Source organism: Paraburkholderia sp. HP33-1, from assembly GCF_021390595.1.
Classification (GTDB): Bacteria; Pseudomonadota; Gammaproteobacteria; order Burkholderiales; family Burkholderiaceae; genus Paraburkholderia.
The window spans coordinates 2,218,198-2,237,790 of the sequence record NZ_JAJEJR010000001.1 but is presented as its reverse complement, the minus strand read 5'-3'; the positions used below and the strand labels follow the sequence as shown (position 1 = coordinate 2,237,790).

Sequence of the window (19,593 nt, the reverse complement as noted above, 5' to 3'; positions counted from 1 at the left end):
GAAGCGTGTCGCGCGGTTCAGTCGATCGATTCAGTCGTTCAACTCACCATCGTCGTCGAACGGATACGGGCCCTCGGCCGCATCGACATACGCATGATGCGTGACGATGCCCGTTGCCGGATCGTAGCGGTGCAGCGCATATCCGGGCGGCTCCATCACGAACACCGACGGTCCGCCCTCGCTCAGATCGAGCGCGACCTGGTGCGCGGGCGCCGGAATCGCGCTCGCGATCGTACCGCCGAAGCGCACGAACATCGACCGATGCACGTGCCCGCAGAGCACGCGCTCGACGTTCGGGTGCTGGGCGATCAGTGCTGCGAGCTTGTCCGATGCGGCCTGGTCGAGCCGGATTTCATCCATATGGCCGATGCCGCACACGAACGGCGGGTGATGCACCGCGACCACCACCGGCTTGCCGCGCGCCGCATCGAGCTGCTGCGCGAGCCACGCGAGCCGCGTGTCGCACAGCATGCCGCCGCTCTCGCCGGGCACCAGCGAATCGAGCGCGATGACGCGCAGCGGGCCGACGTCGAACGCGTACTGCACGAACTCGCCACCGCTCTTCAGTTCCTCGCGCTCGGGAAACGCCGCGCGCAACGCCTTGCGTTCGTCGTGATTGCCGACCATCAGGAAATAGGGGATGGCGAGCGGCGCGAGCAGTGTCTTCAGGTGGGCGTACTGTTGCGGGTCGCCCTCATCGACGAGGTCGCCGGTGATCAACACCGCGTCGGGGCGCGGCGCGAGCGCGTTGAGCGCATTGACACAGCGCGTGAGATAGGCGGCGGTATCGACGACGCGATACGCGAGCACGCCGGGTTGCTTGATATGCAGGTCGCTAATTTGAGCCAGCAGCATGACAGAGGTCCTTCGGGTTCCTTCGTGTTGAGCGCCAGGATGCGGCGCCGCCTGTTCCTAAGATAGTGCAATGAGCGCGTCCTGCTCGATCGAAATGCCGACCGGCGTGCCGCGCGCAAGCTCGATACGACCCGCGACATCGACAAGGAGCGGCTCGGGCGCGGCGCCGCCAATCGTCAGACGGGTGCGTTCGCCGAGAAACGCCGTGCTTTCGATCTGGCCGCGCAACTGCGCGAGCGCGGGGTCGGTGAGCCGCGCGTCCTCGGGGCGAAAGAAAATTTCGTGCGCACCGTTCGCATTCGACGCATGCGCGGGCAACGGCACGGCGCCGCCGGTCGTCGCCAGCATGCCGCCGCGCGGCTCGCCCGTGACACGGTTGATCGTGCCGACGAACTGCGCGACCGTGCGATTGGCCGGGCGATAGTAGATGTCGCGCGGCGAACCGATCTGCTCGATGCGCCCCGCGCTCATCACGACGATGCGATCGCCGAGTTCCATCGCTTCGGCCTGATCGTGCGTCACGTAGACGGTCGTGATGCCGAGTTCGCGCAACAGCGCATTCATCTCGCTGCGCAACGTATCGCGCAGACGCGCGTCGAGCGCGGTCAGCGGTTCGTCGAGCAGCAGCACGCGCGGCTGCACCGCGAGTGCGCGCGCGAGTGCCACTCGCTGACGCTGTCCGCCGGACAGTTGATCGATCGGTTTGTCGGCATGCGCAGAGAGCCGCATCATCTCGAGCAGTTCGTCGACGCGTTGCCGTGCGAGCGCGGCCGGCACGCGTTTGATTTTCAGGCCGTAGCCGATGTTGCCGCGCACCGTCAGGTTCGGAAACAGCGCGTAGCTTTGAAACACCATGCCGACCGCGCGTTTTTCGATCGGCAGCGCGGTGACGTCGTCGTCGCCGAATGCGATGCGCCCGCCCGCGTCGGGCGTTTCGAGGCCCGCGATCAGGCGCAGCGTCGTCGTCTTGCCGCAGCCCGACGGTCCGAGCAGCACGAGGGTTTCGCCCGCACCGATCGACAGGTCGAGCGGCTCGAGCACGCGCGTGCCGCGAAACGTTTTGGCGCACTGCGTAAGCGTGATGGGAACCGAGGTCAGTTTCATGGCGTGTCGATGGGCTTGGCGGGAGAAACGGCGCCGCGCTTTTTCGACGCGCTGCGCTGGCCGGTCGCGTCGACGCCGAGCCATTGCATCGCGACGAGCAGCGGCATCGTCATGATGAAGAACAGGATCGTGTACGCGCTGCCGATCTCGATGCGCATCGACGCGTAGGTGTCGGCGAGGCCGACCGGCAGCGTCTTCGTGTCGGGCGTGTGCAGCATCCACGTCAGGTTGAATTCGCCGATCGACAGCGTGAGCACCGCGAGCGCGCCGGCCACGATGCCGGGTCGCGCGTTCGGCAGCACGATCGTCACGAAGCGCGTGACGAAGCCTGCGCCGAGGCTCGCCGCGCCTTCTTCGAGCGTGCGCAGATCGCTGCCCGCGCAGACCGCGGCGACCGCGCGCACCATGAACGGCAGCGTGAACACCACATGCCCGACGACGATGAACGCCGCGCTCATGCGAAACGCCGTGAAGCCGCCGTAGATCACGAGCAGCGCGAGCGCCGAGGCGAGGCCGGGCAGCGCGATCGGCAGCACCAGAAACTCTTCGACGATGCGTGCGAAGCGCGTCTTGCTGCGCGCGAGCACATAGCCCGCGGGCACGCCGGTCAGCAGCGTGACGACGAGCGTCGCGGCGGCCACTTCGAGCGACAGCCACACCGAGTCGTGATACTGGGTCCACACTTCGACGAGCCAGCGCAGCGTGAGTCCGCTTGACACGCCCTTGAAGTAGTTGACCGTCAGCCCCGCGACGATCGACATGACGACCGGCACGATCAGGAACGCGCACAACAGCAGTGTGACGAACCATTGACCGGCGGCGAGCCATGTTCGCGAGGAAGGCCATGCGCGTCGCGCGCGTGGTCCCGCTGCCGGCTGCGAAGACGGCGAAGGGACGGTGATCGAGTTCATAGATAGGAGGTCGTTCCGTTCACGAACGCGGGGTTCAGGCGCCGTGCCGCTCATGCGCTCGCCGCCACGCCCGAACCGCTCGCGCTACGCGCGATCGCCAGCACCGCCCAGGTGACGATGCCCAGAACGATCGACAGGCCCGCGGCCGTCACCATGTTCGCGTTCAGCGTGAACTCGGTATAGATGGTCATCGGCAGTACGTCGATGTCGGTGGCGAGTGTGAACGCCGTGCCGAATGCGCCCATCGCGGTTGCGAAGCATACGGCGCCGGCCGCGATCAGCCCGGGCGACAGCGCCGGCAGCACGATGTCGCGCATGATGCGCCACGGCGACGCGCCGAGCGAGCGCGCGGCCTCTTCGAGCGATGCGTCGAGCTTGCTCGCGGACGCCATCACGGTGACGATCACACGCGGAATCGAGAAGTACAGATAGCCGAGAAAGAGCCCGCTCATCGAATACGCAAACACCCAGCGATCGCCGGCGAGTTTCAGCGACAGCGCGCCGATCAGCCCCTGGCGTCCCGCGAGCATGATGACCATGAAGCCGACCACGACCCCCGGAAATGCGAGCGGAAACGTCAGCAGCGCGAGCAGCGTGCGCTTGCCCGCGAACTCGCGGCGCGCAAGCAGCAGCCCCGCAATCACCGACAGTACCAGCGTGGCCGCTGTGACCGCCGCCGACAGCAGGACGGTCGCCGCGAGGCTCGACATATAGCGCGGATTCGTCAGCATCGCGCGATAGGTCGCGATCGCGTGGCCGCCGCCGGAGAGCTGCGCGAGCGCGCCCATCGGCAGCAGCCAGAACGCGATGAACACCGCGAGCGCGGGCGCGAGCAACGCGATGCGCCAGCGCAGCGGGAACGTGACGTCGTTCAATGCATCACCTGCAGATAGCGCTCGCCGAAGCTCGATTGCTTGTCGGCCATCTTCCCGAAGTCGACCGGCTTCGCACGCGCGTATTCGCTCGCGGGCAGGAACTGCGCGGCGGTTTCGGCGCTCATCGCGCTCGCGCGCACCGGCCGCAGATACGCCTGCGCCCACAGCTTCTGGCCTTCGTCGGACAACACGAAATCGAGCACCTTCTTGCCGTTCGCTTCGTGCGGCGCGCCCTTCACGAGGCTCATCACGTACGGCACCGAAATCGTGCCTTCCTGCGGAATCACGAACTCGACGTTCGCGTGATCCTTGTACTTCGCGCGATACGCGTCGAAGTCGTAGTCGAGCAGGATCGGAATTTCACCGGACAGCACGCGCGCGTAAGCGGTCTGCTTCGGCACGATCGGCGCGTTCGCCTTGAGCTTCCTGAACCAGTCGAGGCCCGGCTCGAAGTTCTCGAGCGTACCGCCGAGCGCCTGGTTGACCGCGACCGCGCCCGCATAGCCGACGAACGCGCTCGACGGATCGAGGTAGCCGATCATCCCTTTGTATTCCGGCTTCAGCAGATCGGCCCACGAGCGCGGCACCGGCTTGCCTTCGAGCGCGTCCTTGTTGACGAAGAAGCCGAGCGTGCCGGAGTGGATCGTGAACCAGTAGCCTTGCGGATCTTTCAGGCCGGCGGGAATGTCGTCCCAGTGGGCGGGCCTGTACGGCTGGATCACGCCCTTGTCCTTTGCCTGGAAGGCCGAGGACACGCCGAGATACACGACGTCGGCGACCGGGCTTTTCTGCTCGGCCATCAGTTGTGCGATCGATTGCCCCGAGTTCTTGTTATCGAACGGAACGCGAATGCCGGTTTTCTGCTGGATCGCCCTGATCTGGCTCGCCCAGTCGGCCCATTCGGGCGGGCAGTTGTAGCAGATCGCGGTTTCGTCGGCGCGCGCGGCTTGCGGCGCGAGCGTGACGAGCGCCGCGCCTGCGACGATCAGGCTCGCCGGCAGCGCGGCCGCGGCGGCGCGTGCGAGTTTTTGCCGGAGCGGTTTGAGGGAGGACGCGAAGCGTGAGGTCGAGCGGGTCACTGCAGGTCTCCTGTGTCGATCGGAGCGAGCGCTTCAGCGCTCACTCCAGGCCCGTAATAGGTGGTTGCTGGTGGTGTGTTGCGTGAGTTTGTGATGACGCTTGTGTTGCGGGTGCGTATGCCTTCATGCGGCTCTTTATGCGCACGGATTTTCCGTGGCTGCCGAGGCGGCCAGCCCATCCGTCGGCGACGTTGCATCGAGATCCACCTGCGACGCGAGGGCCGCGATCGTCGCGCCTTCGCGCACGCTGTGCGGCAAGCTCAGCGCAAGCGAGGCCGCGGCGAGTGCGCGGTCCTCGCGTGCGCCGCCGATGCGCGCGAACAGACGCTGCCACGCCGTGCGGCCGATCTCGCGATTCGGCGCGCAGATGCTGGCGAGCGGCGGCGACAGCAGCTCGCCCATCGCGAGACCGTCGAAGCCGAGAATCGACATGTCCTGAGGAATCTTCAGATGCGCGCGACGCAGCCCGCGCATCACGACCATTGCGAGCAGATCGTTGCTGCAGAAGAGGGCGGTCGGACGGTTCGCGCCGTGCGTCAGATGCGCGAGCACGGACGGCGCGAGCTCTTCGGCGTTGAAATCGACTTCGAGCGCGGGCGCGGGCGTGAGGCCGGCCTCCTGCATTGCCTCGGTGTAGCCGAGATGTCGCTGACGCGCGCGGTCCGAAGCCGCGAACGAGCCGGCCAGCATCAGGATGCGGCGATGGCCGTGGGCGATCAGGCGGCGCACGCCGTCGTAGGCGGCGAGGCGATTGTCGACCGACACCGACGGACGCCGCACTGTGTCGTTGTGCATCAGCACGTACAGCAGGCCGGCGCGGTCGAGCTCGTCGAGTAGCGGATGCGTGTCGGCATCGGCGACGGTCAGGATCAGCCCTTCGACGCGATGCTCGCGCAGCGTTTCGATCGCGTGACGTTCACGGTCCACGTCGTATTGCGTGGTCATCAGCATCAGCCGATAGCCTTGCGCGGACGCGAGATCGTCGATGCCTTGCAGGCATTCGGCGAACACCGGGTTCGCTAGAGTCGGCAGAATCACGCCGATCAGCCGCGTGTGCTCGCCGCGCAATTGCCGGCCGAGCGGGCTCGGACGGAAGTTCAGCGCGTCGATCGACTGGCGTATCTTGTCGAGCGTATTGGGGTTCACGGTATGCGGCGCGTTGATCGCGCGCGATACCGTGGCGATGGAAAAGCCCGCGTGGGCGGCGACATCCTTGATGGTCGGCGTCATCGGTTTGCGGTCCGCTGTAAACGTTTTCGTGAGCGGATTATCGGCAACCTTTGTGACCTGGGGATGAATGCGGGGTGTCGGGGCGGTAGGGCTGGTGCAGGCGGCTCGATCGGTACCCGTCCAGCCTGACCAGGCGAGGAGTGCGCGCGTTGTTGGGGCGCCCCGCCAGGCAATGATAGAATTCGCGACCACGCGCGATTGCGACCCCTGCCGGGGTGATGAAATTGGTAAACATAGCGGACTTAAAATCCGCCGCTTCACAGCTTGCCGGTTCGAGTCCGGTCCCCGGCACCATCACAGCAGCTGCACACCCCCTCCGAAAGTCAAGAAATACTGTACTTTCCGGCTCCAAGCCTTATCCAGCAAGCCTCTCAGCAACAAGAAACTGTGCATGAAAGTGCATCGAGTTTCGGTACGTGCATTGGCGATTGCACACACTCTGCACACGGCACTGCACACGCTATAGACGCGCGGCGATCTGCTCGGCCGATTCGCGGTAGCACGTGTGTTGAAGGATGGACAAATCCTTGTGCCCGCTTATCTTGGCAAGCGTCATATCGTCGACCTTCCGCGACAGTCGGGTGAGCGCTTCCGCCCGTGAATCATGGAAGTGCAAGCCATCAATTAGGAGTTGGTCGCGGACCTTCCGAAACAGCGCATCGAGAGACGCAGACGACACCGTAAAGCACTGCGCTCGATGAGCGACTGGCCGCAGCAGGCGCGCGGCTTTCCCCGTCAACGGAACAACACGAGGCCGCCTTGTCCTGCTTGCCGTTTAACGGAGGAAAAACACAATGCTGGAGGAATTTCTGAACCTGTTCTCGCAGTCATCGTGCAAATCAGCTGCGAGAGCTACCGGCTCAAGGACACGCGAAAGGCAGGACAAACAGGAGCGCGGGCAGGCGTGACAACAGCCGCGTGACACAGGACCCAGGTGGGTCAGATTTCAGTCGGCGTTGACAATAAACCAAGGTGCCAGAATGAAACCTATACTCAAATCGGCAAGTGCGGTCTGCCGGTAGGCCTCGTCCGGAGTCGCGCATTTGCAGGATGCGCGGCGCGCTCCATCTGCCCAGGCAAAGCCATCATCTGCACAGCCGGATGCTGCATCGACGGCGGCACAAATGGGAGACACCTCATTAGGAAGCGTGCCGATGACGGGAACGCAAACGGGTACGCGCAGCCGGTACGGGACCCCGTGTACGGTTGGGCTGTCCTGCGATATCTACCGGGGTAACTGATTGGCCCCGTACGTACGGGGTGTCGCCGAGGTCGGGTCGGGATTATCTGGAACGGCCCCTCCAGTCTGGTTCGAGCGACCGAACCACATTACATGGAGTACATGGATATGAAACTGCTCAAACTTGCGGCATTTTGTGTCGCCGCTCTCGCTTTCGGGTACGTTCAGGCCCAGTCGATGCCGCCTGCAACCCAGACGACGTCGCCTGCAACCCAGGCCACCACTCCCGCCCCGTCTTCGACAGACTCTGTTGGCGGTGTCCCTGCCACGACCAGCGAGTCAGGCATGTCAATGGGCAAAACGCGGGCCCAGGTCTATCAGGAATATGTGCGTGCGCGCCAATCGGGTGAACTCGACCGAATAAACAGGGAGTATGGCGGGCAATAAAAACAGGGGTTCGATTCCGGGGCAGCGGCCAGCCGCTGCTTCGTCACCGCCGACAAGCCTTGTAATCAGCCCTTGCGGGATTGCCTCTGCATTGTCCGGTAGCGTTTCGCATCGCCCCGCAGTAACGCTCAACGCGACGGTGCGCTTCGCGCATCACTTCGGAAGTGAGGCTCTACAGCTGCACACCGGCCCGCGTACCAGTTTGAATCACGAGTACCACGATTAGCGGCTGCAAACTTGCGACCGTCGTCAAAACGTGGGTGGCGATGGTCGCCTGAACGAGAGGATGCTATGCAGCCAGCTTCCGGCTTTTGGCAGTCTGCGGGAATACGCACCAACTGCCGTCATCGTGCCTGAAGAAGAACAATGCGCGGGTTCCGGCTGGTGACGACGTCTCGACGCACACGTAGCGTTGCCCATGCCATCCGGTGCGACCGAATCGGGTTATACGAAGGGGTGTCGCGGAAGCCGGTGCGAGCCATTTTTCGACCTGCCAACGCAGGGACTGCTCGTTGGTGTTTTTCATGTTCCGCTCCAGCAAGTTTCCCGTTCAGGTGACGGGACGGTTTCTCACCGTTCAACTTCTTAACGCTGCAGACGTCCACAGTGTTGACGACGGGCTTGTGAGTTCTGAAACTGGATATTTCCATGTGAGCGGACGTCAAAAATTGCCCAGAGGTGGCCGGTCGAAAACGCAGTCCCCCCACCACCACGTGCACTATGGACGGATCGTTCGGAATGCGTCGTTTCGCAACGAAAACAATGATTTAAGGCGAATTCGATACTTCCAGTCTTGATTGTTTCGGGCAGTTCTTTACCGGCTTTTTTATGCCGCTCGCCACCAAACCGCCACCGGGTCGGCCGCGGCCGCTTTCCTGGCAGCGCCAGCCGCTACCTCTACGCCGGGGCGGACGGTATCGGACCAAAGTCCGATACCGCCGACAAGGCCGTACGTCTAATCTATTAGCCGAACCGCTCGCCTGATCTCGCGATGGCGGATGACGCTCGCCTGTTCCGCACCGCCTACCGGTTACGCGAAAGAGGGCCGGACGACGACGCGAATGACAGAGGCATTCATGCCCATCATTTGTGCAGCTTGAGCGTGACCAAACGAGGCTCGTCTGATGAGCGATATTGACCCGGTGCGAAAGTCAGAGGAGCTGCGCAGCTTCCTGTTCCTGACCGTTGTCATGGTTCCCGTGCTGACGGTGGCGCTGATCGCGGCATATGGGTTCGCGGTGTGGTTTTATCAGATGCTGATCGGCGGGCCGCCGCGCTGATCGGTAGCGGCTCAGTGACGGCGACGTGGAGGTCAGCATGAGGGTCGATGTGCCAGGCACAGTAGGCGACGCGGCCGCGCCCCGCGAGCTTCATGTCGCCGGGATCGTCGTATACGCGCACAGCGATCGGTGCGACAGCATCATCCGCACCATCGGCATGCTCCCCGGCGCACACATTCATGCGGTGACCGCTGACGGCCGGATGGTCGTCACGCTGGAAGGTATGCGCTCCTCGTCAATCGAAGAGCAGCTCAGCGCGATCAGTGCGTTGCCAGGCATCCTTTCCTTCGCCCTCGTCTATCAGCATCACGAGGACATCGAATCGATGCACGAGGAGTTTGTCGATGAAGCTGACCCGTCGCGAATTCATTAAGCAGACCGCAGCATCGGCGGCGGCAGCCGCCGCCGGTATCACGCTGCCGGGTGGCGAGGTTCTTGCCGCGGACGATGACCTCAAATGGTCCAAGGCGCCGTGCCGGTTTTGCGGAACCGGCTGCGGTGTGCTGGTTGGCGTAAAGAGCGGGCAGGTGGTGGCAACGCTCGCGGATCCCCAATCGGAAGTCAATCGCGGGCTGAACTGCGTGAAGGGTTATTTCCTCTCGAAGATCATGTACGGCCAGGATCGGCTGACAACGCCGCTCTTGCGCATGAAGGACGGCAAGTACGACAAGAATGGCGAATTCGCGCCGGTTTCCTGGGATCAGGCCTTCGACGTGATGGCTGAGCAGTGGAAGCGGGTGCTCAAGGACAACGGGCCGACAGCAGTCGGCATGTTCGGCTCCGGTCAGTGGACGATCTGGGAAGGTTACGCGGCCGTCAAGCTGATGAAGGCAGGCTTTCGCACCAACAACCTCGACCCGAATGCGCGTCATTGCATGGCCTCCGCGGTGGTGGGGTTCATGCGGACGTTCGGCATGGATGAGCCGATGGGCTGCTACGACGATATCGAACAGACCGATGCGTTCGTGCTGTGGGGATCGAACATGGCCGAGATGCACCCGGTGCTATGGACCCGGGTGACGGCGCGCCGGCTCAGTGCGCCGAAGACCAAAGTCGTGGTGCTCTCGACGTTCGAGCACCGCTCCTGCGAACTTGCCGACGAGACGATCATCTTCACGCCGCAGGGCGACCTCGCGGTGCTCAACTACATTGCGAACTACATCATCAAAAACGGCAAGGTCAATCGTGACTTCGTCGACAAGCACACGGTGTTCAGGCAAGGCAACACTGACATCGGCTACGGATTGCGCCCTGACCATCCACTCGAGAAAGCGGCTAAGAACGCCAAGGACGCCGGCGGCTCGAAGCTCATTACCTATGACGAGTTTGCCAAGTTCGTCTCGAAGTACGACGCCGCTTATGTGACGAAAGTCTCGGGCGTGCCGAAAGCGAAACTCGACCGGCTCGCCCAGTTGTATGCCGATCCCAACATCAAGGTCGTGTCGTTCTGGACCATGGGCTTCAACCAGCATACGCGAGGCGTGTGGGCCAACAACATGGTCTACAACCTGCACCTGCTCACCGGCAAGATCTCGACGCCCGGCAACAGTCCGTTTTCACTGACCGGTCAGCCGTCGGCGTGCGGCACCGCGCGCGAAGTGGGAACGTTCTCGCATCGTCTGCCTGCCGACCTGGTGGTGACCAACCCGAAGCATCGCGAGGAGGCGGAACACATCTGGCTGCTGCCCCCCGGCACGATTCCGGAAAAGCCCGGGTTTCACGCGGTGCTGCAGAACCGGATGCTGCGCGACGGCAAGCTCAATGCCTACTGGGTGCAGGTCAACAACAACATGCAGGCCGCGGCGAATATGAACGAGGAGGGCTTGCCGGGGTATCGCAATCCCGCCAACTTCGTGGTGGTCTCGGAGGTATATCCCACCGTGACGGCTGTCGCGGCGGACCTGATCCTGCCTACTTCGATGTGGGTGGAGAAGGAGGGCGCATACGGCAACGCGGAGCGGCGCACGCAGTTCTGGCATCAGATGGTGTCGGGACCCGGCGACGCGCGCTCGGACCTCTGGCAACTCGTGGAGTTTTCGAAGCGCTTCAAGGTCGAGGAGGTGTGGCCCGAGGACCTGCTGGCGAAGAAGCCGGAATACAAAGGCAAGACGCTCTACGACATTCTGTATCGCAACGGACAGGTGGACAAGTTTACGCTCAAGGAGGTCGACAGCAGCTTTCCCAATGACGAGGCGAAGGCGTTCGGCTTCTACATCCAGAAGGGATTGTTCGAGGAATATGCGCAGTTCGGCCGCGGTCACGGCCACGATCTTGCGCCATTCGACGACTACCACAAGGCGCGCGGCTTGCGCTGGCCGGTGGTGGATGGCAAGGAAACGCTGTGGCGCTACAGGGAAGGCACGGATCCCTACGTGAAGGCGGGCACCGGCTGGCAGTTCTATGGCAATCCGGACGGCCGCGCCGTCATTTTCGCGCTGCCTTTCGAACCGGCCGCCGAGGCGCCCGACAAGGAATATCCGTTCTGGCTCGTGACGGGCCGCGTGCTCGAGCATTGGCATTCGGGCTCGATGACGCGTCGGGTGCCCGAGCTATTCCGCGCGTTTCCCAATGCGGTGTGCTTCATGCATCCCGACGACGCGAAAGCGCTCGGCGTGCGCCGCGGCGTCGAGGTCAAGGTGATGTCGAGAAGGGGCTATATTCGCACGCGCGTCGAGACACGCGGGCGCGACAGGCCACCGCGCGGGCTGGTCTTCGTGCCGTGGTTCGATTCGAGCCAGTTGATCAACAAGGTCACCCTCGACGCCACCGATCCGATTTCCCTGCAGACCGACTTCAAGAAGTGCGCGGTCCGGATCGTCAGGGCCTAAGCGGAGCACGCCATGAGAACCTGGATTGCGCTCGTGATCGCCTCGGTCCTGGCATTGGCGGCCGGGGCGCAACCCACGGTCCCCAGCAAGCCCTTTTATGACCCGCTGCGAGGCACGACGCCGCTAAACGAGGAACCCAGTCCGCCCCTGATGCGGCCGACGGAAAACAGCGATGTGATTCGCGGGCGGGCCTACGCGCAGCAGCCGCCGACGATTCCGCACAAGATCGATGGCTACCAGCTCGACAGGAATGCGAACAAATGTCTGGACTGTCACGCCGGCAGCCGCGCGGCGCAGAGCGGAGCCGTGCCGATCGGCATCTCGCACTATACGAACCGTGCCGGCGAGACGCTCGGGCATCTCGCTCCGCGCCGCTATTTCTGCACGCAATGCCACGTCCCGCAGGCTGACGCGAAGCCGCTGGTCGCCAATACCTTTACAGGCATCGAGGACATCAGGACGCAGGCTGCACCGCAGGCGCGGAAGAAATAGGGGAGTCACATGCGCGACTTGATCCGACGCTACTGGAGGACGATCACGCGGCCGAGCGTGTATTTCAGCCTTGGCTTTCTGACGCTGGGCGGCTTCGTTGCGGGCGTGGTCTTCTGGGGCGCCTTCAACACGGCGATGGAATGGACCAATACCGAGGCGTTTTGCATTGGCTGCCACGAGATGCGCGACAACACCTACGCCGAGCTGAAAACGACGATTCACTTCAGTAACCGCACGGGTGTGCATGCGAAGTGCTCGGACTGCCATGTGCCGCACGACTGGACCAACAAGATCGCGCGCAAGATGCAGGCGTCGAAGGAAGTGTGGGCCAAGGTGTTCGGCACGGTAAGCACCCGCGAGAAGTTCGAGGCGAGGCGCCTCGACCTCGCTGAAAACGAATGGGCCCGCTTCAGGGCGAACGATTCGCTGGAGTGTCGAAACTGCCACTCGTTCGAGCACATGGATCTCACGCGGCAGAGTCCGCGCGCGCAGGAAGCGCACACGCGCTATCTGGAGACGGGTCAGAAAACCTGTATCGACTGTCACAAGGGCATCGCGCACCGCTTGCCGAACATGGCGGCAGCGCAGGAAGGCGCTCAGGAGGGTAATGGGCAGAAGCAGTGAGCAACACGGACATCACGCTGGGCTTATCCGAACGGTTTCGTGCATGTATTCCATAGAGCAGCTTGCCGTTGAGCGCGGCGGCCGGACGATCGTGAGCGGCATCGACCTCAGCATCGAGGCCGGATGGGCGCTGCAGATACACGGCGCGAACGGCAGCGGAAAAACGACGCTGCTCGGTGCGTTCGCGGGTCTTCTGCCGCTCACCCGCGGCAGGGTCTGCTGGCGCGGCGAGGATGTGCGTAGCGTGCCCCGGCAATTCCGTCGCGCGCTCGCTTTTGTCGGGCATTCGAACGGTGTCAGCGACGACCTGACCGTGCAGGAGAACCTGCGGTTCTCCGCGTTGCTTGGCGAAGCCGGCGGGCATTCAGGCCGCGATCGCGCAGCCGATGCGCGCGAGGAGGAAGTGCTCGGGCAAGCGGGACTGCTTCCGCTGCGGCACACGCGCCTCAATCAACTCTCTCAGGGCCAGCGGCGCCGGGTCGCGCTGGCGCGCCTGATGCTCGAGCGCAAGCCATTGTGGTTGCTCGACGAGCCGACCGACATGCTCGACGCGGACGCGACCCGCTGGCTCACCGAATGCCTCGACGCGCATCTGCGCGAGGGAGGTATCGTCGCGCTCACGACACACCGACCGCTCGACAGCGGCTTTCACCGCACGCGCCACCTCTATCTTGGGGGGAACGGGCGATGATCGACGTGATTGGCGGCATCATCCGCCGCGAACTGATGTTGAGCTGGCGCAGACGCAGTGTGACGCTCGGCGCACTGATGTTTTTTGTTGTCGCCGCGAGCCTCTTTCCGCTTGCCATCGGTACCGACGCCGGAACGCTGCAGATGATCGCTCCGGGCGTGCTGTGGGTGACGGCGCTGTTCGCCGCGCTGTTGTCGGCGGGGCAACTGTTCGGCAATGACTACGCGAGCGGCGCGCTCGAGCAGATGCTGCTTTCGCCGCTGCCGTTGCCGGCCATCGTGTTCGGCAAGATCGTCGCACACTGGCTGACGAGCGGGCTCGCGCTCGCGCTTCTGGCTCCCGTGGTCGCGCTTCAGTACGCGCTGGGCGGGCGCGAGACGCTCTATCTGATGACCACCTTGCTCGTCGGCACGCCGTTGCTGAGCCTGATCGGCGCGATGGGTGCCGCGCTCACGCTCGGCGTGCGCGGTGGCGGTGTCGTGCTGGCCCTGCTGGTGTTGCCGCTCTACGTTCCCGTGCTGATCTTCGGGGTTGGCGCGGCGGATCCGACGGGGGTGCCGGGACGCATGCAGGCGAGCTTCTCGCTGCTCGGCGCAGCGTTGTGCGTAGGCGCCTGGGCTTGCCCTTGTGCGAGCGCGGCGGCGTTGCGCATTGTCATGGAGTGACGCACATGAAGCGCGTGAACTGGTTCCGCTATGCGTCGCCAGGCACATTCGACCGTGTCGCGAAGCGGTTCGCGCCGGGGTTTGGCGCGCTCGCTGTACTGCTGGTGTGCGCCGGGCTCGTTATCGGACTCGCAATCGCCCCTGCGGACGCGCGCCAGGGTGATGTCTACCGCATCATGTTCGTGCATGTTCCCGCGGCCTGGATGTCGATGTTCATCTATGTCGTGATGGCCGGATACTGCGCGCTCGATCTCGTGCTGAACGCGCGGCTCCCGGCCATGATGGCACAGGCGCTTGCGCCTACCGGTGCGCTTTTCACGTTCCTCGCGCTCGTGTCAGGCGCGCTGTGGGGCAAGCCCACGTGGGGCGCGTGGTGGGTCTGGGATGCACGGCTCACCTCGGAGCTGATCCTGCTGTTCCTCTATGCGGGTTTCATGACGCTGCACGCGGCCATCGATGGCACGCGGCGCGCCGACCGTGCGTGCGCCGTGCTCGCGCTGATCGGCGTGGTCAATATTCCGGTGATCTTCTTTTCGGTGCAATGGTGGTACACGTTGCATCAAGGGCCGTCACTCGGCTTCGGCAGTGGCGTGGCGATGAGCGCGTCGATGGCGTTGGGCCTGCTCGTCATGACCGCGGGATTCTGGTGCTACACGATCGCGATCGTGCTCGTGCGGGTGCGCGTCATCATGCGCGAGCGCGAGAGCGTGTCATCCTGGCAGGTCCATGTCGAGGAGCGTCCAGCATGAACACCCTGACCGGCGTGATGACGATGCTTGGGGCTACGCCCTATCTCACGGCAGCGCTCGTCGTGACATTCGGCCTGCTCGGGCTCGAGGCGTGGATCGTGCGCGGCCAGTCGCGCTCGCGTGCCGGTCGCGGCGCGGAGCAATAGTGAAAGCGCGCCACCGCCGCCTGGCATGGCTCGCCGCCGGTGTCGGCAGTGCCGGACTGGCGTGCGCGCTCGTGTTGAACGCGCTGCGCGCCAACATGATGTTCTTCGTGACGCCGAGCCAGGTTGCCTCGCACGAGGCGCCTATTGCGCGCCGGTTCAGGCTCGGCGGGCTCGTCGAGCGCCATACGCTCAGGCGCGATGCCGATGGGCTGACGGTGCACTTCGTCGTGATGGATACGGCGTCGGCCGTTGCGGTGGTGTACCGCGGCACCTTGCCGGACCTCTTTCGCGAGGGCAGCGGCGTCGTCGCACAGGGCATACTCGGCGCCGATGGCCAGTTCCACGCAGACGAAGTCCTCGCGAAGCACGACGAAAAATACACGCCGCCCGAGCTGGGCCGCGCGCTGCGCGACACGACGGATGCGCCGGCTCCCGCCGCCGTGCGCGTTGCCACGAGCCTCACGAGCGCGGGAGCGCAGCGATGATTCCCGAGATCGGCCATTTCGCGCTGATCCTCGCCTTGCTGCTCGCGTTGACGACTGGCGTGCTGCCGCTTCTCGGCGCGCAACTCGGCATTGCGGGCTGGATGCGCGTCGCGTGGCCCGCCGCGCGCGCGCAGTTCGCTTTCGTCGCGCTCGCCTTCGGCGCGCTCGCGTGGTCGTTCTGGCGCAACGATTTTTCCGTCGTCTACGTGGCGGAGAACTCGAATTCGGCGCTGCCTGACGTCTATCGCCTCGCGGCCGTCTGGGGCGGACACGAGGGCTCGCTGCTGCTCTGGGTCCTGTTGCTGACGCTGTGGATGGTCGCCGTGACCTGTTTCAGCCGGCAGTTGCCAATGGAACTGGTGGCCCGCGTGCTGGGTGTGATGAGCTGGATTGCCGTGGGCTTTCTGTCGTTCATGTTGTTCACGTCGAATCCGTTTGCGCGCCTGCTGCCGCCGGCCATCGACGGCCGCGATCTCAACGCGCTGCTGCAAGACCCCGGCATGGTGATGCATCCGCCCATTCTTTACATGGGCTATGTCGGCTTTTCGGTCGCCTTCGCGTTCGCGATTGCAGCGTTGCTGGCCGGGCGGCTCGATGCGGCCTGGGCACGCTGGTCGAGGCCGTGGACCACGGCGGCATGGATGTTCCTCACGCTCGGCATCGCGCTGGGCAGCGGCTGGTCCTACTACGTGCTCGGCTGGGGCGGATGGTGGGCGTGGGACCCGGTGGAAAACGCGTCGTTCATGCCGTGGCTCGCGGGCACGGCGCTGATTCACTCGCTGGTCGTCACCGAAAAGCGCGGCAGCTTTCGCAGCTGGACCGCGCTGCTGGCGATTTGCGCCTTTTCGCTGAGCCTGCTCGGCACCTTTCTTGTGCGCTCGGGCGTGGTCACCTCCGTGCATGCGTTTGCCTCGGACCCCGCGCGCGGCATCTTCGTTCTCGCGTTTCTTGCCTTGATCACGGGCGGCGCGCTCCTGCTGTTCGCATGGCGCGCACCGCAAATCGGCCTTGGTGCGGGCTTCGAGCCGGTATCGCGCGAGGCGTTGCTGCTCTCGAATAACCTGCTGCTGATGGTCGCGGCGGGATCGGTGCTGCTCGGCACGCTCTATCCGATGATCCTCGACGCGCTCGGCGCCGACAAGATATCCGTCGGCGCGCCATATTTCGACAGCGTGTTCGTGCCGCTGATGACGCCGGCCATTTTCCTCATGGGTGTCGGGCCGCTCGCGCGCTGGAGGTCGGCGCGCGTTCCCGATCTCGCCGTGCGGCTGCGTTGGGCAGCGCTCGTGAGCGTGCTCACAGCGCTCGTGCTGCCGTGGCTGCTGGGAAGCTGGCGCCCGCTCGTGAGTCTTGGGGTGCTGCTCGCCGCCTGGACGCTCACGAGCGTTGCCGTGAGCGTTCGCGAGCGCCTGCGCGCCTTGCGCGGATCGATCTTCGTGCGCCTCGCCAGCGTGCCGCGCGCGACGTACGGCATGTGGATCGCGCATGCTGGCGTCGGTGTTTTCATTGTCGGCGTTACGCTCGTGAAGGGTTACGAAACCGAGCGCGACGTGGTGGTGCGGCCAGGCGAGAGCGTCACGGTCGATGCCTACGTGTTTCGCTTCGAGGGCGTCAGCAGCGTTGCGGGGCCGAACTATCAGGCCACGCGTGCGACGCTCGTGGCGAGCCGCGGCGGCGAACCCGTTGCGACGCTGTTTCCCGAGAAGCGCGTGTTTGCAGTCCAGAACACGCCGATCACGCAGGCGGCCATCGACCGCGGGGTGCTGCGCGATCTCTACGTCGCGCTCGATCAGCCGGTCGGGGCGAACGCCTGGTCGATTCGCATCCAGATCAAACCCTTCGTGCGCTGGATCTGGGGCGGCTGTCTGCTGATGGCGCTAGGCGGATTGCTTGCCGCGACCGACCGCCGCTACCGTCTGGTTCCCCGGCATCGTACGCAAGAGACATCCGCCGTGACCGACAGCGCAAAGCTGCCCGAGGTGATGGCAGCTGCGCGGGATGTGCCGGTTGCCGCGAAACGCGCGGCACCGGCAGGAGAGGCGGGCAGATGAAGCGCTTTCTGATTCCGCTCGCGATGTTCGCAGCGCTTGTGGCCTTGCTGCTGGTCGGGCTGCGGCACGATCCGCGCCGGCTGCCCTCGGCATTGATCGGCAAGCCGGCGCCGGAATTCGATCTGCCGAAACTGAACGAGCCGCAACAGCGCCTGTCCACGCGAGCCCTGCGCGGCGAGGTATGGATCCTGAACGTGTGGGCGTCGTGGTGCGAGTCGTGCCGCGACGAGCAGGCGCCGCTCGTCGAGCTGTCGCGCCGGCACGTCGCGCCCGTGTTCGGGCTGAACTACAAGGACGACCGGGCGAGCGCGCTGCAATGGCTCGCGCAGGCGGGTGATCCTTATACATCGTCGATCGTCGACCGCACGGGACAAACCGCGATCGACTACGGGGTGTACGGGGTCCCGGAGACGTTCGTGGTCGACCGCGCGGGCATCGTGCGCTACCGCGAGGCTGGCCCCCTCACGCGCGCGAGCATCGACAGCGTGATTCTGCCGCTCGTGCGCAAGCTGCAAAGCGAGGGCGGGTCATGAGGCGCCGCGCACGCTTGCCGGCCGCCTGTCTCGTGGTCGCGATGACACTGGCACCCGTGTGCGTCATGGCGACATCGGGCGAATCAGGCGTCGACGCGCGCTTGCGGCAACTGGATGAGAGCTTTCGCTGCGTCGTGTGCCAGAACCAGAGCCTCGCGGACTCGAATGCCGAACTCGCCGCCGACCTGCGCGCACAGATTCGGGACCAGGTTCGAGGAGGTGCAACCGACGAGCAGATCAGGGCCTACATGGTGCATCGTTATGGAGACTTCGTGCTGTACCAGCCGCCAATGAAGCCCGCGACCTGGGCGCTTTGGCTTGGTCCGCTCATGGTGCTCGTGGCAGGGGCGTTCGCGATGTGGCGCAGCATCGCTGTTCGGCGCGACCTGACTATTCCCGCGCTCGACGCTGACGAGCGCGCGAGTGCCGGGGCCCTACGCGGCGATGAGGAGGAGGGCCCAGTACGATGACGACCTTCTGGCTGATCCTTGCCGTGATGATGGTGATCGCACTCGCGTGCGTGATCGCTCCGCTCTGGCACGGGCCGGATTCACGCGCGAACCCGCGGACGATGGCCGTCGCCATCTATCGCTCGGGGATGGCCGAACTCGAACAGGAATGCTCGAGCGGCCTCATGCCTGCGGAGCATCGGGCTCGGACACAGCGTGAGCTCGAGCGACGGCTCGTTGATGAAGCCCGTGACCCCAGTTCACCAACCGCTTCCCGGTGGGCTGGCAACGTGATGCGCCCTGTTGTTGCGGCGCTGCTGGTGGCACTGCTGCCAGCGGGGGCTCTGGTTCTGTACATGCGGATCGGCGATCCGGTCGCCGTCGCGATCGAAAGCATGGACGGCGCGCAGAACGTTCAGCATATGGACTCGCAAGGCTCGCTCGAATATGTCGTGAGCCGGCTCGCCATGCGTTTGCGCGAACAACCCAACGACGCCGCCGCGTGGGCGATGCTGGCGCGTTCTTATGTCGTGCTGGAGCGTGTGGAGGATGCCGTGGCGGCATATCGTCGCGCCCTCGCTCTGACGCACGCGGACCCGGAGCTTCTCGCGGACTATGCAGACGCGCTGGCGACGCTGCGTGGCGGGGACCTGAACGGGGAGGCGCTGCAAAGCATTCAGGCGGCGCTCGCGCTCGATCCGGTCAATGTGAAGGCGCTTGCGCTCGCCGGGTCCGCAGCGCTTGACCGGCGTGATTACCGGCAGGCCATGCAGTATTGGGAGCAGCTGAAGGCCGCAGGAGATCCGGAGATCGCGGCACAGGCACAGCGCAACATCGAGACGGCCGGTGCGCTCATGGCGACGGCGCGTGATGGTCAGGCTCGCTAGGATGCGAAACGGCTGGAAAATGCCCAACCTTG

The 19,593-nt window shown here is 64.6% G+C and carries 22 protein-coding genes, 1 tRNA gene and 1 pseudogene; 16 read left to right on the top strand and 8 right to left on the bottom strand.

Translation table 11 applies throughout. The annotated features are described in order from the left end of the window. Nucleotides 1–30 precede the first annotated feature (30 nt). The 6 genes from L0U81_RS10135 to L0U81_RS10110 form a co-directional block, all read right to left on the bottom strand. The gene (locus tag L0U81_RS10135; RefSeq protein WP_233802248.1) at nucleotides 31–855 is read right to left on the bottom strand and encodes a phosphodiesterase; all 825 of its coding nucleotides are present in this window, start codon (nucleotides 853–855) and stop codon (nucleotides 31–33) included. 57 nt (nucleotides 856–912) lie between these two features. Further along, nucleotides 913–1,959: an ABC transporter ATP-binding protein gene (locus L0U81_RS10130; RefSeq protein ID WP_233802247.1), complete on the bottom strand. Its 1,047-nt coding sequence runs from the start codon at nucleotides 1,957–1,959 to the stop codon at nucleotides 913–915. After that, a complete protein-coding gene (locus tag L0U81_RS10125) occupies nucleotides 1,956–2,870 on the bottom strand; it encodes an ABC transporter permease (RefSeq protein ID WP_233802246.1) in 915 nt (304 codons plus the stop codon). Before L0U81_RS10125 ends, L0U81_RS10130 begins: the two co-directional genes overlap by 4 nt. A gap of 50 nt (nucleotides 2,871–2,920) precedes the next feature. After that, a complete protein-coding gene (locus L0U81_RS10120; protein ID WP_233802244.1) occupies nucleotides 2,921–3,745 on the bottom strand; it encodes an ABC transporter permease in 825 nt (274 codons plus the stop codon). Then, entirely contained in the window at nucleotides 3,742–4,824 is a 1,083-nt protein-coding gene (locus L0U81_RS10115) for an ABC transporter substrate-binding protein (protein WP_233802242.1), read from the bottom strand. The genes L0U81_RS10120 and L0U81_RS10115 overlap by 4 nt, the downstream gene beginning before the upstream one ends. Before the next feature lie 135 nt (nucleotides 4,825–4,959). After that, a complete protein-coding gene (locus L0U81_RS10110; protein ID WP_233802240.1) occupies nucleotides 4,960–6,054 on the bottom strand; it encodes a LacI family DNA-binding transcriptional regulator in 1,095 nt (364 codons plus the stop codon). 209 nt (nucleotides 6,055–6,263) lie between these two features. On the opposite strand from L0U81_RS10110, the gene L0U81_RS10105 reads away from it, so the two are divergent. After that, nucleotides 6,264–6,348, top strand: a tRNA-Leu gene (locus L0U81_RS10105). Nucleotides 6,349–6,514: 166 nt separating this feature from the next. On the opposite strand, the pseudogene L0U81_RS33690 reads toward L0U81_RS10105, so the two are convergent. Further along, nucleotides 6,515–6,805, bottom strand: a pseudogene (locus tag L0U81_RS33690) (tyrosine-type recombinase/integrase); the annotation flags it as partial. Nucleotides 6,806–7,402: 597 nt separating this feature from the next. Between L0U81_RS33690 and L0U81_RS10095 the strand changes: the two are divergent. Next, nucleotides 7,403–7,681, top strand: coding sequence for a DUF4148 domain-containing protein (locus L0U81_RS10095; protein WP_233802238.1), 279 nt, complete (start codon nucleotides 7,403–7,405; stop codon nucleotides 7,679–7,681). Between the two features lie 289 nt (nucleotides 7,682–7,970). Here the strand turns inward: L0U81_RS10095 and L0U81_RS10090 are convergent, their stop codons facing one another. After that, a complete protein-coding gene (locus L0U81_RS10090; RefSeq protein WP_233802236.1) occupies nucleotides 7,971–8,207 on the bottom strand; it encodes a hypothetical protein in 237 nt (78 codons plus the stop codon). A gap of 598 nt (nucleotides 8,208–8,805) precedes the next feature. On the opposite strand from L0U81_RS10090, the gene napE reads away from it, so the two are divergent. The 14 genes from napE to ccmI are packed head-to-tail and all read left to right on the top strand — an operon-like array spanning nucleotide 8,806 to nucleotide 19,561. Further along, entirely contained in the window at nucleotides 8,806–8,961 is a 156-nt protein-coding gene (gene napE, locus L0U81_RS10085; RefSeq protein WP_233802234.1) for a periplasmic nitrate reductase, NapE protein, read from the top strand. A 37-nt stretch (nucleotides 8,962–8,998) separates the two neighbouring features. After that, nucleotides 8,999–9,334, top strand: coding sequence for a chaperone NapD (locus L0U81_RS10080; protein WP_233802232.1), 336 nt, complete (start codon nucleotides 8,999–9,001; stop codon nucleotides 9,332–9,334). After that, on the top strand, nucleotides 9,306–11,789 hold the full coding sequence (gene napA, locus L0U81_RS10075; protein ID WP_233802230.1) for a periplasmic nitrate reductase subunit alpha: 2,484 nt from the start codon (nucleotides 9,306–9,308) through the stop codon (nucleotides 11,787–11,789). Before L0U81_RS10080 ends, napA begins: the two co-directional genes overlap by 29 nt. Nucleotides 11,790–11,801: 12 nt before the next feature. Next, nucleotides 11,802–12,281 carry a nitrate reductase cytochrome c-type subunit gene (locus L0U81_RS10070; RefSeq protein WP_233802229.1) on the top strand — a complete coding sequence of 160 codons (480 nt, stop codon included), beginning with the start codon at nucleotides 11,802–11,804 and terminating at the stop codon, nucleotides 12,279–12,281. Nucleotides 12,282–12,290: 9 nt separating this feature from the next. Beyond that, a complete protein-coding gene (locus L0U81_RS10065; protein ID WP_233802227.1) occupies nucleotides 12,291–12,905 on the top strand; it encodes a NapC/NirT family cytochrome c in 615 nt (204 codons plus the stop codon). A 43-nt stretch (nucleotides 12,906–12,948) separates the two neighbouring features. Then, nucleotides 12,949–13,596 carry a cytochrome c biogenesis heme-transporting ATPase CcmA gene (ccmA, locus tag L0U81_RS10060; RefSeq protein ID WP_233802225.1) on the top strand — a complete coding sequence of 216 codons (648 nt, stop codon included), beginning with the start codon at nucleotides 12,949–12,951 and terminating at the stop codon, nucleotides 13,594–13,596. After that, nucleotides 13,593–14,261, top strand: coding sequence for a heme exporter protein CcmB (gene ccmB, locus L0U81_RS10055; RefSeq protein ID WP_233802223.1), 669 nt, complete (start codon nucleotides 13,593–13,595; stop codon nucleotides 14,259–14,261). Before ccmA ends, ccmB begins: the two co-directional genes overlap by 4 nt. 5 nt (nucleotides 14,262–14,266) lie before the next feature. Then, complete coding sequence (ccmC, locus tag L0U81_RS10050; RefSeq protein ID WP_233802221.1) at nucleotides 14,267–15,010, top strand: heme ABC transporter permease CcmC; 744 nt, start codon at nucleotides 14,267–14,269, stop codon at nucleotides 15,008–15,010. Further along, nucleotides 15,007–15,156 (top strand): hypothetical protein, encoded by a 150-nt coding sequence (locus tag L0U81_RS10045; protein ID WP_233802219.1) that lies wholly within the window; start codon nucleotides 15,007–15,009, stop codon nucleotides 15,154–15,156. Before ccmC ends, L0U81_RS10045 begins: the two co-directional genes overlap by 4 nt. Further along, complete coding sequence (gene ccmE, locus L0U81_RS10040) at nucleotides 15,156–15,641, top strand: cytochrome c maturation protein CcmE (RefSeq protein WP_233802217.1); 486 nt, start codon at nucleotides 15,156–15,158, stop codon at nucleotides 15,639–15,641. Before L0U81_RS10045 ends, ccmE begins: the two co-directional genes overlap by 1 nt. Next, on the top strand, nucleotides 15,638–17,692 hold the full coding sequence (locus tag L0U81_RS10035; RefSeq protein ID WP_233802214.1) for a heme lyase CcmF/NrfE family subunit: 2,055 nt from the start codon (nucleotides 15,638–15,640) through the stop codon (nucleotides 17,690–17,692). The genes ccmE and L0U81_RS10035 overlap by 4 nt, the downstream gene beginning before the upstream one ends. Next, on the top strand, nucleotides 17,689–18,225 hold the full coding sequence (locus tag L0U81_RS10030; protein WP_233802213.1) for a DsbE family thiol:disulfide interchange protein: 537 nt from the start codon (nucleotides 17,689–17,691) through the stop codon (nucleotides 18,223–18,225). The genes L0U81_RS10035 and L0U81_RS10030 overlap by 4 nt, the downstream gene beginning before the upstream one ends. Then, on the top strand, nucleotides 18,222–18,695 hold the full coding sequence (locus tag L0U81_RS10025) for a cytochrome c-type biogenesis protein (RefSeq protein WP_233802211.1): 474 nt from the start codon (nucleotides 18,222–18,224) through the stop codon (nucleotides 18,693–18,695). The genes L0U81_RS10030 and L0U81_RS10025 overlap by 4 nt, the downstream gene beginning before the upstream one ends. Then, nucleotides 18,692–19,561: a c-type cytochrome biogenesis protein CcmI gene (gene ccmI, locus L0U81_RS10020; protein WP_233802209.1), complete on the top strand. Its 870-nt coding sequence runs from the start codon at nucleotides 18,692–18,694 to the stop codon at nucleotides 19,559–19,561. Before L0U81_RS10025 ends, ccmI begins: the two co-directional genes overlap by 4 nt. Nucleotides 19,562–19,593 lie beyond the last annotated feature (32 nt).